The organism is Clostridium sulfidigenes (assembly GCF_052067195.1).
Lineage (GTDB): Bacteria > Bacillota > Clostridia > Clostridiales > Clostridiaceae > Clostridium_J > Clostridium_J sulfidigenes.
This window is the reverse complement of sequence record NZ_JBQHQR010000003.1, coordinates 265,384-278,277: the sequence shown is the minus strand read 5'-3', so window position 1 is coordinate 278,277 and position 12,894 is coordinate 265,384. Positions and strand designations below refer to the sequence as shown.

General features: G+C 30.1%; 10 protein-coding genes. 2 read left to right on the top strand and 8 right to left on the bottom strand.

Features of this window, described 5'->3' with window-relative positions; genetic code table 11:
• Nucleotides 1-98: 98 nt before the first annotated feature.
• From ACTNBA_RS05145 to ACTNBA_RS05130, 4 genes are read right to left on the bottom strand one after another with little or no spacing between them, the layout of a single operon-like run.
• Entirely contained in the window at nt 99-1,061 is a 963-nt protein-coding gene (locus ACTNBA_RS05145) for an ABC transporter ATP-binding protein (RefSeq protein WP_035132123.1), read from the bottom strand.
• A gap of 11 nt (nt 1,062-1,072) precedes the next feature.
• Nucleotides 1,073-2,017, bottom strand: a complete 945-nt coding sequence (locus tag ACTNBA_RS05140; protein ID WP_441072910.1) for an ABC transporter permease subunit — start codon at nt 2,015-2,017, stop codon at nt 1,073-1,075.
• Nucleotides 2,007-2,987: an ABC transporter ATP-binding protein gene (locus tag ACTNBA_RS05135; RefSeq protein ID WP_346847657.1), complete on the bottom strand. Its 981-nt coding sequence runs from the start codon at nt 2,985-2,987 to the stop codon at nt 2,007-2,009. The genes ACTNBA_RS05140 and ACTNBA_RS05135 overlap by 11 nt, the downstream gene beginning before the upstream one ends.
• Nucleotides 2,988-3,015: 28 nt before the next feature.
• On the bottom strand, nt 3,016-5,460 hold the full coding sequence (locus tag ACTNBA_RS05130; protein ID WP_441072909.1) for an ABC transporter permease subunit: 2,445 nt from the start codon (nt 5,458-5,460) through the stop codon (nt 3,016-3,018).
• A 673-nt stretch (nt 5,461-6,133) separates the two neighbouring features.
• Here ACTNBA_RS05130 and ACTNBA_RS05125 point away from each other — a divergent pair.
• Together ACTNBA_RS05125 and ACTNBA_RS05120 are read left to right on the top strand one after the other, a co-directional pair.
• Nucleotides 6,134-6,442: a hypothetical protein gene (locus ACTNBA_RS05125; RefSeq protein WP_441072908.1), complete on the top strand. Its 309-nt coding sequence runs from the start codon at nt 6,134-6,136 to the stop codon at nt 6,440-6,442.
• 141 nt (nt 6,443-6,583) lie between these two features.
• Entirely contained in the window at nt 6,584-6,910 is a 327-nt protein-coding gene (locus ACTNBA_RS05120; RefSeq protein ID WP_441072907.1) for a hypothetical protein, read from the top strand.
• Nucleotides 6,911-7,280: 370 nt separating this feature from the next.
• Here the strand turns inward: ACTNBA_RS05120 and rlmD are convergent, their stop codons facing one another.
• From rlmD to pfkA, 4 genes are all read right to left on the bottom strand, one after another.
• Entirely contained in the window at nt 7,281-8,819 is a 1,539-nt protein-coding gene (rlmD, locus tag ACTNBA_RS05115; RefSeq protein ID WP_441072906.1) for a 23S rRNA (uracil(1939)-C(5))-methyltransferase RlmD, read from the bottom strand.
• Nucleotides 8,820-8,968: 149 nt separating this feature from the next.
• Nucleotides 8,969-9,328: a DUF1540 domain-containing protein gene (locus tag ACTNBA_RS05110; protein ID WP_441072905.1), complete on the bottom strand. Its 360-nt coding sequence runs from the start codon at nt 9,326-9,328 to the stop codon at nt 8,969-8,971.
• 321 nt (nt 9,329-9,649) lie between these two features.
• The gene (gene pyk, locus ACTNBA_RS05105; RefSeq protein WP_346847661.1) at nt 9,650-11,407 is read right to left on the bottom strand and encodes a pyruvate kinase; all 1,758 of its coding nucleotides are present in this window, start codon (nt 11,405-11,407) and stop codon (nt 9,650-9,652) included.
• Between the two features lie 108 nt (nt 11,408-11,515).
• Nucleotides 11,516-12,475, bottom strand: a complete 960-nt coding sequence (gene pfkA / locus ACTNBA_RS05100) for a 6-phosphofructokinase (RefSeq protein ID WP_441072904.1) — start codon at nt 12,473-12,475, stop codon at nt 11,516-11,518.
• Between the last annotated feature and the right edge of the window lie 419 nt (nt 12,476-12,894).

The following is a 12,894-nucleotide window of genomic DNA, read 5'->3' as shown; positions in this document are numbered from 1 at the left end:
CACTAAAATTGTGGTAGCAAATCATATTTATATTTACATGAATTTTCTTTTATATAAAATGTTATTTTTTCAGATGATTTATTTAAAAACACCCTAAACTAATCTTCATGAAGCCAGCATCTAGACCAATGTCCTTTAAAAACCTCTTTTAAATCTGGCAATTCACTTCTGCATTTATCACAGGCTTCATGACAACGATCTGAAAATCTACATCCCTTTGATAATTGTGATAGATGTGGAACATATCCTTCAATTGTATCTAATCTCCTTTTTTTATCATCTATTCTGGGAATACACTCCATAAGCTTTTTAGTATATGGATTTATAGGATTTTCAAATAATTCTTTATTAGATGCAATTTCCATGATTTTTCCACAATACATAACCACCACTTCATCTGCCATCTCTGCTACTACTCCCAAATCATGGGTATTTAATATTATGGACATATTGTATTCACTATTAAGTTTACGTAATAGATCTAAAATTTCTGCTTGAATTGTAACATCCAAAGCCGTTGTAGGTTCATCTGCTATTAATATTTTAGGATTACAAGCTATTGCCATGGCTATCATAAGTCTTTGTCTCATTCCCCCACTAAACTGATTAGGGAGCTGATGATATCTTTCTTCTCCATCCGTAATACCAACGGCTTTCATTAACTCTATAACAACCTTTTGAGCTTCCTTCTTACTAACTTTTTTATGAATTATGAGAGCTTCTGCAATCTGTTCTCCTACCTTATTCATAGGATTTAATGTTGTCATTGGATCCTGATATATCATAGATATTTCATTTCCCCTTATTTGTCTCATTGCCTTTTCACTCTTTTTAAGCAAATTTTCTCCTTTATAATGTATTTCTCCATGAATTATTTTTCCTGGAGCATCAATTAACCCCATGATAGATAAAGCAGTCACACTTTTACCACTTCCAGACTCTCCGATAATCGCCATTGTTTTACCTTCATCTAGGGTAAAGTTTATATCATCTACTGCAGGATATTCCTTTCCATTCAAATAAAAATATGTTTTTAAATTCTTAACCTGAAGTAATGTCATCTTATCCCTCCTTAATGAAATTTTGTCTTAGGTAATATAATATCTTTTAACACATTAAAAATCAGAAAAATAAAATAGTAAAAAATCGCCAGAAATAAAATAAATGTAGTAAAGGCTATTCCACCTTCATATGGTGGAATCAAATCTGTTGTATAAAAAAGTATCATATAAAATCCCATTCCTCTAAAGTAAAATAATCTTTCTACTATAATAAGACTTGAAAACATTATACCCATAACTGTTGGAAATCCAGATAACACTCCATAAATTATGCTTTTCATCATGTGGTTTTTTATAATTTGAACCCTAGAACATCCCTTTCCCCTAGCTGCCAGTATATATGGCTTTTCAAAATTTTCTTCTATTGTAGTAGCTGTTATCCTTGCAATATATGCTGCTGGAAGTATTGATATTGATATTATAGGGTAAATTGCATTTACAAATCCTTCATCTCCCAATGCTGGCAGTGGCCCTAAACCCAATAATGAAATTCCGTTGTTATATAAGTATATAGCACCCATCTGTACAAGTACTATTGTTAATATATCTGGGATTGAAAGAGGTATTAGAGATTGCAGTAATTTTATTGTTCCACTCCTCTCCCTCTTTCTACTATCTATAATTCCTTTAGGAATTCCAATAACAACTGCTAAAAGCGTTCCAAAAAATAATATAAATAAGCTTTTAGTTGCTGTTTTAAGTAATAGTTGTCCTATAGTTTCTCCCTGAACCTTAATATTAAATTCTTCACCACGCAAAAATATTTTAAAGTTATTTCTTATGTTTTCGATAACTCCATCCACATTCATATTAGGTGTGTGTTTTCCATTGTATGAAACTATATCAAAATCTAATGGTATTCCTGTTACAGCTATAACAAGAAATACAATTACAAGGAGTATTAATATATTCATAAGAACTTTTTTAGTTACCACCTTTAATATTTCAGCTTTCATTTTTACTCCTCCCATCTTCATATAAATGGCAAGAAACTAACCTTCCATTATCAAGTTCTATAAGTTCTGGCTCAACAGTTTCACATTTAGCCACTCTTTTAGGACATCTATTGTGGAATGCACATCCTGATGGTATATTCATTGCACTAGGTATTTCACCTTGAAGCTTTATTCTATCAATGCTTCTGCTAGGCTCTGGTACTGGTGAAGCAGACATTAATGCTTCAGTATATGGGTGCTTTGGAGAGTCAAATATATCATCTACACTACCTTTTTCTACTATTTTTCCAAGATACATCACTGCTACTTTGTTACTAACGTGCCTTATTACACTTAGATCATGGGATATAAATAAATATGATAAACCAAACTCTTCTTGAAGATCCATAATAAGATTGAGTATCTGTGATTGAACAGATACATCTAAAGCTGATACAGATTCATCACATACTACAAACTTAGGTCTTGTTGCCAAAGCTTTGGCTATTGCAATTCTTTGTCTCTGACCTCCACTAAATTCATGAGGTAACTTATTAGCATCCTGTGCTGATAATCCTACCATTTCAAGTAATCTTAACACCTCTTTTTTGTATTCTAATGGCTTAACTATATTGTGTATTTGAAGTGGTTGAATCAAAATATCTTCAATAGTCATTTTATAATCTAATGCAGAATAGGGATTTTGAAAAACTATTTGTAAATTCTTTCTTAGCTTTCGGAATTCTTTGTTGCTAATGGTACTAATATCTCTTCCTTCTAAGAATATCTTTCCGTCACTTGGTTCTAAGAGTCTTAACATCAATCTCCCTATGGTTGATTTACCACTTCCTGACTCTCCAACAAGACCCAAAGTCTCTCCCTTTTCTATTTTAAAGTTAACACCATTTACTGCATGTACAACCCCTTTATTCACACCAAAAATTTTGTCTTTTATTAAAAATTGTTTAGTTAGATTTATTACTTCTATCATGGTTTTTCTCCTTTTCAAAGGTTTCTTACTAATCCATCATATAAGAATTCATTGTCATGGTATCTACTAATATTTGTCCAATACTTTCCATTCTTTTATAATTTATATTTTCTATATTATCAATACTACTATTAACTCCCTCTGTTGAAGGATTTCCTATTCCAACACTTGAGAATGCATTTAATCTCATGTTAATTAAAGCATTTGTAGTTGCATAATTTTCGTGAAATCTTTGATATCTAACATCTAGTTGCTTAAATCGTTTTTCTATCTCCAATCCCATTAGATAATTACTATTCTCTGCTATTTGAGCTGGAAAGGTTATAAGATTTAAATCTTTATCTTCTTGATATCCTGGATAGCTTATATCAAAATAATAATATCCATGTGACATTGCCATATTTACAGGCATACCTTCTATTACACTGTAATGATATGAACCATCAACCTTTGAATATTTAAACATGTCATACTCATTATCCCAAAATATAAACTGAATTGACTTTTCCAATGGGTCTTCTGTAAGAGATAACATTCTTGCCACTTCCAATGCTGTTGCAGCAGAAGTTGATGACATAGCGTAGGCACTGTCAGTTCCATTTATATAGACACCATCATAGCTTGCCCCTATAATTATTAACTCACCTGGTTCTTCATAGGTTTTGCCTTTCCCTGGCAAAAATGCAGTGATATTACGACCCTTATATTTTGGTATCTTGGGATAATCAAAGCTTATCTCAACTTCTCTATACCCCTTCTCTAATACTTCCCTTAAATCATCAAAAGGAATGATATCCGTGGAATTAAAGAAGTAGGTATTATTACTTGTATTGTAGCCTTCACCTAATATAAACTGTATATCATAATCAAAACTTTCTCCTGATTCATTTGTTATCTGATTTTGGGTACCAAAAGAATTAAATTCTAAACCAGTATATTCCCTCTTAATAGAAAAGAACTCTGTACCTTCCGGTATATTATTTACATTTTTAAGGTCTGCTGCAACTCCCTTGTAATGCAATTCTTCTTTTTTCTTAGTCATAAATATATTTTTACTTACAGTTGCAATTGTAAAATCTTTATGCAGCTGGTAGGTCTTTTCTTCTCCATTATCATCTGTAACCTTTATCCATCCTGATTCAATTACCACAGGAGACAGAATTTCAGGAATAGTTTCTTCAGTGTTAGTTTCTGAACTTTTTATAGTAGTTGTTAGTGGAATTTCTAAAGTATTAACTTCATAACCATATGATTTTAAAGTGTTAATTATATATTCTCCAGCTAAATGTCCTCCTTCTGTTCCAGCTACCCTTCCTCCATATTTATCACTGGTAAGTTCTTCAACATGTAGTTTAGCTTGATTTATGTCAAATTTATAAAGGCTTGGATGCCAAGGTATTACTATATATGCAATAGCACCTATTATAATTGAACTCTTTATAATCACAGGTTTATAGTATTTCTTAATATCCTTAAGCTGTGAGATAAATATTTTTGGTGATATTAGGTAAGAAATCTTTCTAATAGAACTAATAACTCTAGACTCTCTCTTTTGAAATTCTATTCTAAGTCCCTCTCCTGTAAGATTTATTCCAATTATTGCAATACTAAAAACCAATATAGGATAAAGAGTCATCCAATATGTTGTTTCATATTTTTTAACGTTTATTGCAATTCTGGAGAGAGTACCTCCCCATTCTGGCTCTAAAATCATTTCATAATTTGCTCTAAAGGCTAGTGCCTTAACTTGTCTTGCTACTCCAACAAAAATATAAAGAACTGCTAACTGAGCAATTAAAAACAACGCCATACCCATTTCTTTAAAAAACAAGCTTACACTAGTTGGTAATATGTGAGGTAACACATTTTGCCGTGCTATCTGCAGTTTTGTCTTCCCTATAGCTATCTCACCTTCTATAAAATCTTCTTCCATAACCATCCTAGTTGAATCTTCAATTATTCCAGCTAGTTTTGCCCATCCCACAATGGTAAGTACTATTGCAAAAGCAAAAATTGACTTATCCATTTGTAGATTCCTGAAATATCCTATGTTCAAAATAACAAAACTAAATAAAAGCATAGGTATTGCAGTAAAAAATGTATTAAATATTTTTATTATATTTGAAATAAACTTTATACCCATTCCTGCAGCTAATCCAAGTGGAAGGGCTAAGATCATTCTAAATATAGCTATAAGAAGTGCCAACTTTAATGTGTTTCTAGTTCCATATATAAGTCTTGAGTATACATCTCTTCCAGCATCATCTGTTCCAAGAATATTATCTTTATTAGGTGGCATTGGATTGTACGCAAACTTTTCTACCAATTTACCATCCTCTTTGTATTCTATATACTTAGGTGTTTCTTCAAAAAGAGGATCCTTTGACGCGAAAAATCCTGGGTATAAAGCTACAATTGATAAAAATATTACAATTATACTTCCAATAAATAATGGAAAATTTATTTTTTTCATTGTATAGTTACTCCCCCTCAAATAATATTTTACTCATAAGTATATTTTTATACTATATGTAAATCTATAGTAATATACTTATCTACAATTCTATCTAATTGTCAAAGTTTCATCAATGAATTTCATTTGCCACATTTCAACATTAATCGTAAAACCTAAATATTTTTTTCAACATAAAAAACCAGTAAAGATTATTATTTTTAATCTTTACTGGTTTATACATGGATTCTTGTATAACTTTCTTTAGCGTTATTGTGATATTCTAGTATATTACTTCTGATTTCTTATCACATTTAAATTTAATACTAAAATTTAATTTTGTTCTCTAACATTTTAAAATGATTATTAATACAACTATACACCTGTAATGCTATTTAAATAACATTCCTGTTATAAATCTAAATAAACTTTTTAAAAAAGAAACTCCACTGATAAAGTGCTGGATATAAGGACTTGTAATTCTTATACCTAATTAATAATTATCAGTGGAGGTACTCAATATAAATTATACACAAATATAAATAATCATAACATGCTTTGTAAACACCGTACTATTCAATTTTCAAAGATCGATTTATCTAACGTACTTCCTAAATCGTAAATCTGTATATTATCTTTTCAACTACATAAACTATTGTTGAAAGGTGGTTATTATATGAAAAAATTTACTGTTATGCTATTAATCTTGATAACTCTAATGTTTGTTGCATCTGCTTCTACTCATGCATTTGCCCAAAATCTATTCAAAGAAGGCTCATATAAGTTATCAGACTTCGTTCCTGCAAAAAACAATTCTTACTTCGTTCAGAATATTTCATCAAAAGGTAATTGTTACTTCGCAGTTATGGGTGAAAATGATGCCTTATTACAAGTTATATACCTAACTCCAAAATCGTCAAGATATAATCTAATTCCTCTTAAATCAGAATATAAAGTTTTTATAGTTGGAGATGGCGAAATATTCATTAAAGGTGTTGATTAATATATATTTTTCTATTTAATCTTACATTAGTAATAAATAAAATGTATATTATTGACATGCATTCCCTTTACAATTACTATAAAATTTTTATTTTACATTATTTTTTAATTACATAAACTATTATGGAAAGGTGGCTATTATATGAAAAAATTTACTACCACATTAGTAATTTTGATTGCATTAATACTTAGTACTTCTATTCTAGCTCTTGCATCTGACAACGCTACTTATAAAGAAGGTATTTACACATTATCAGACTTTGCTCCTACAAAAGATAATCTTTATACTATTCGTAACATTTCATCAAAAGATAATTCTTACTTAATAGTTATGGATGAAAATCTTACTTCACTACAGTTTCTACGTTTAGAACCTAAATCCCCAATACATGATTTAATTCCTCTTACGCCAAAATATAGAATTGTTATATTTGGTGCTGGAGAAGTACTTATAAAACCAGCAAAATAAAATATACATTTACTATTTCATTGTCATATGAGAATACCGCCTTACAGCAGTGCTCTCATATGACCTTATTCTTAATCTTAATTTATATTTTCATATAATGAATAGTTATATATTAAACTATTTATATATGTTAATAGGAAACTATATAACTAGTTAAATAGTTGTTGTGGCCTCAAGTGTTTCAGAGATTTTGTTATTTTGAAAGAAGTAAAAATAGTCAATGATATTCTATAACTAAAAGGATTAAATATGATACTGTTGATATCTTAGAATCTGTTCTAAAAACAAAAACTTCCGACATATAAAAAACATGTCGGAAGAATGTCTGAAGTTTAAACTATTCCATCTTGTTTAACTCTTATAAATTGCCCTATTGCTTAATTAGATTGACTACACATTCTACATGATGTCCTTGAGGGAACATGTCTACTGGCTGTAACTCCACTGCTTTATAATTTAATTCTTCAAGAATCCTTAAATCTCTTGCCAAGGTTGCAGGGTCACAGGATACATAAACAATTCTTTTAGGTTTTACTTCTGCTATGGCATGTAGAAGTGATTCCTCACAGCCCTTTCTTGGAGGGTCTAGCATAATTACATCTGGGTGTATTCCACCTTCAATTAGTTTTGGAATTTCTTCTTCTGATTTTCCTACTATAAATTCCACATTTTTTACATTATTAATTATTTTGTTTTCATTAGCATTTTCTATAGCTTCAGGTATTATTTCAATTCCATATACCATTTTAGCTTTTTTAGATAAGAACAGTGATATAGTCCCTGTACCACAATATGCGTCAAATACAACCTCGTTTCCTGTAAGACTTGCATATTCTAATGCTTTTTTATATAGAGTTTCTGTTTGTACAGGATTTACTTGAAAGAAAGATAATGGTGATATATTAAATCTAAATTCACCTATATAATCCGATATTGTATCTGTTCCCCATAGGGTAATAGATTTGTTACCTAAAATCACATTTGTTTTATCCTTATTTACATTTTGTATTATAGATTTAAGATTTAAAATTTCTTCTCTAAGAGATTTTATAAGTGGTTTTATATTAGGTAACTTTTCTCCATTAGTAACTATTACAACCATTACCTCCTTAGTCTGAAAACCCTCTCTAATCATTATATGTCTAACTACACCACTATGATTTTTTTCATCATAAGGAGTTACTTTATTCTCTTTCATCCATTCCTTAAGGATCTTAACAACTTTATCACCTATTTTACTTTGTATATAACAGTGATCCATATTGATTATTTCATGAGATCTTGGTGCATAAAATCCTACTACTATATTTCCATCATTATTTCCAACTGGTAACTGAACCTTATTTCTATAGTTATATGGGAAATCCATACCCATAGTATTATGTACCTTTAATCCTTCTATCTTTCCTACTCTTTCCATAACATCCTTTACTCTTTGAGTTTTAAAGTTAAGTTGTTCTTCATAGGATATATGTTGAAGATTACAGCCTCCACATCTCTTATAAATTGGGCATATGGGTTCTGTCCTATATTTAGATGAGAGAATTACATCTAATAGTTTACCTATTCCATAGGTTTTACTTACTTTTATAAGCTTTATCTTTACTGTTTCACCCTTTATGGCTCCTTTAACAAACACAGTAAAGTTATTTATTTTACCTACCCCTTCTCCTTCATGTCCATATCCTTCTATCTTAATTATATAATCCTTATTCTTTGCAATTTCTATATCTACATGATTATTGTTTAATTCTAAAATAAGATTTTCTATCTCTGCTTCTCTTTCTTCACTTTCCCTATCCTCTTTTAGAAATCTTTCTTTTTCTAATGAAGCTTTCACTCTTTCTCTCTCTTCTTTTTCAGCTTCTTCTATAACTTTAACCTTACTTATCTCTTTACGTATTTTCATAAAACCACCCTTTATTAGCTTCTAATTAATTTTAATTTTATCAGAAAACTAGTCAATTAACCATAATAAGTAGTCATAATATAAAATTAAAGTAAGGGCAACTTTAGATTATTAATAAAATTAGCTAAAGTTACCCTTACTATAGTGAATTAAATCTTAAAAGTTTCACAGTCTGTTCTATTACTACTTATTGCACCTACCCCATTGATGTGTACAAAGTTTGCAACGCAATCCTTATTGATATTATACCTACAGTTTATTGCATCACATATTATTCTTGGTCCTGTACCTCCAGCGAAATTATTAAAGCTTTGTTTTACTTCTCCTCCAATATTCATATTATATACATTTGAAAGAGAATTTTTTATTCCCATTTCTGTGAAGCTTCCACACTGAGTATACTCACTAGAGTGAGCATTCGCTCCTTGTACATGGATAGTGTTAGCGGTGCACATTCCAGAGTTGTTGTGTGTACAATTAGTTGCATTACATGCTAAATTTCCACTCATTCATAGCACTCCTATTCTAAATTATTTTCTTAAGTTATTAGATAATACTATTATGTGGAAAAATATTTTTTTTATGCACGGGGTAGGCCTAAAATTATAGCTACTTCTTAATGCTAATATATCTAAATTAAAACTCTCGAAAAAATTAAAGACACCCTTAACGGGTGTCAATAATGAATCAGTTGCCAAAAATGTTATATTTTAAGTCTTATCCATTGGATTATTAATTATACATTAAATTTCAGATAATTTCAATATTTTTTATAAATTTTACATAAATACCATAATTATCTTAATTTTAAAATAATTCATGGGATGAAACTACTTAATATTAGCTTTGCCACTATATACCATTCCTACTTTTGAGTCCATAGTTATAAAGCATCCAGATTTTATAATTGAAGATGCGTTTTGTGCATTATATATAATAGGAATGTTTCTTGATGCACATTCTAGTAATACACTAGAACTCATCTCATCGCTTTCTACTATTATTCCACCAACTTCATTAAGCACATCTGAAAAATCTCTGCTTAATTTATCTACTATAATAATTTGCTTTTCATCTAGAGAATTAAAAAACTTCTTAGAATTATTTACATGCATTACTGTTCCAAAGGCTGTACCAGAATTACTTCCTTTACCTTGTAAAAGTACATCTCCTATAATATGAACCTTCATCATATTTGTACTACCTATGTAGTTCATTGGTATTCCTGCAACAATTACTACAAGATCACCCTTCTTTACATAATTAGCTGCTAATGCAATTTCTGAAGTCTTATCTATTAATTCATCTGTATCTTTTAATTTTGGAGTTATTACAGGGAACACACCCCAATTTAGTGCTAAACTTCTTGCAACCCTTTCATAAGGAGTACAAGCTATTACTTCACATTCCGGTCTATATTTAGAGATTTGTCTTGCAGTTTGACCGCTTTGAGTCGCTGTAATTATTGCTGATGCATTTAACTCCATTGCTGTTGTACATGTAGCTACACTTATAGCATTAGGCACATTAGCAACATGTAACTTTCTTCTTTTCTTAAAACTTTCCTCGTAGTTTATATATTCCTCTGCCTTCATAGCTATTTGAGACATAGTTTTTACAACTTCTACTGGATATTTACCACTGGCAGTCTCTCCACTTAGCATTATAGCATCAGTTCCATCAAAGATCGCATTAGCTACATCTGAAGCTTCTGCTCTAGTAGGTCTTGGATTTCTAATCATAGAATCTAACATTTGAGTTGCAGTAATTACGGGCTTTCCAGCTTCATTACATTTTTGTATAATCATCTTCTGAACTACTGGTACCTCTTCAGTAGGAATTTCTACTCCTAAATCCCCTCTTGCTACCATAATTCCATCAGAATATCTTATAATTTCATCAATATTATCTACGCCTTCTCTATTTTCAATCTTTGAAAATACTTGAATATAATCTCCACCATTCTTATCAAGAAGATGTCTTATATCTAGTACATCTGTACCTTTTCTTATAAAAGATGCAGCTACTATATCTACTTCACTTTCTATACCAAACATTAAATCTGCTATATCTTTCTCTGTTAATGCTGGAAGATTTAATTTAACTCCTGGCACATTCATTCCTTTGTGATTTCCTATAACTCCTGTATTTTCAACATGAGTTTTTATTTCTTTACCTTCTATAGATAATACTTTTAATGCCACTAATCCATCATTTATTAAAAGTATGTTTCCTGGTTTTACATCTTTATAGAGGTTTTTATAAGTAATAGAACATTTAGTTTCATCTCCTATAATATCCTCTCCACAATGAACTATAAAAGTTGTTCCTTCTTTAAGTTCTACAGTCCCATTTTCAAAGTTTCCAGTTCTAATCTCTGGTCCCTTTGTGTCAAGTAATATAGCAATATGCTTTTCTAATTCAGCTCTTGCTTCCTTAACCATATCTATTCTTCTCTTATGTTCTTCATGACTTCCATGAGAAAAATTTAATCTGGCAGCATTCATACCATTTTCAATTAACTTTTTTATAATTTCCTTTTCATCAGTAGTAGGTCCCATTGTACAAACAATTTTAGTTTTCTTCATAGTTATCCTCCCTTATATTTCATAGATTTAAATTTTTTTGCCTAGATAACTTTATTAATGTATAAAATTATATTAAAAAATTTGTAACTCTACATTATTTATGACACATTAATTAGACAAATCTACACTTAATTTGTATAACTCTTCATTAAAACATGATTTTAAATCTAAGGCTTCTTTTATATCTATATCTATAATTTTATTTGCCTTTATACCAATAAGTCTTGCTGTCTTTCCTTCTAGCAACACTTTTACGGCTTTACTACCCATTCTTGAAGCTAAAATTCTATCAAAAGCACTTGGACTTCCTCCTCTTTGTATATATCCAAGCACCGTTGCCCTAGTCTCTATACCCGTTATTTCCTCTACGCTTTTAGCTAATTTCTGTGCTCCACCTACACCTTCAGCTAAGATTATAATATTGTGAAGCTTACCATTACGTTTTCCTTTGAAAATATTCTCACATATATCTTCAATAGTAAATTTTTTCTCTGGAACTATTACCTGTTCCGCCCCACCAGCAATACCTGAAAATAAAGCTAAATCTCCACAGTTTCTTCCCATAACTTCAATTACACTCACTCTTTCATGGGAGCTAGAGGTATCTCTAATTTTATTTATAGCATCAATAGCCGTGTTTAAAGCTGTATCAAAACCAACTGTATAATCTGTATATGGTAAATCATTATCTATAGTACCAGGTATTCCAACTGTTGGTATGCCTAAATCACTTAATTCCTTAGCTCCTCTAAAGGATCCATCTCCACCAATGACTATAATTCCATCTATTTTTAGGACTTTAATAACATTAAGTGCCTTCTGTCTTCCCTCTGGTGTTTTAAACTCTTCACTTCTAGCAGTCCTTAGGATAGTACCTCCTCTTTGAATTATATCAGAAACAGAATGTCTATCCATCTCAAATATTTCTCCATTAATAAGCCCATTAAATCCTCTATGTACTCCAAATACCTGGACTTCATTTTCAATTCCAATCCTAACCACAGCTCTTATTGCTGCATTCATTGCTGGTGAATCTCCACCGCTAGTTAATACTGCAATTCTTTTCATGATATTACCCCCTAGCTTTATTGTGGTTGATATTTATAATCATCTCTTTTCATGTATTTTAATAATATATTTATAAATAATTCAACCCTTAAAATATGAATTTTTTTCACAACAATATATCCATCTAGGTTTATCCAACTACTGCATTAATAAAAAATCAATATACTATTTAATCTCTAATTACTTAAGTTAATTTTAATGTCTAAAGTTACTCATTGCAACCTCTTATTAAATGCATTTAAATGAATAACGATAAATTTTCCATTGTAAATGTTGTCAACTTTTAATAAAGTCTCTTATAATTTATTCTTCCCCATTTTATCCTTTATAATTAATAAATTTCATTAAAATTTACATGCAAAATTAAGAAGAGCTACCTCTATAATTAAACTAAGTTTTATCAACAATTCAATTTGCAA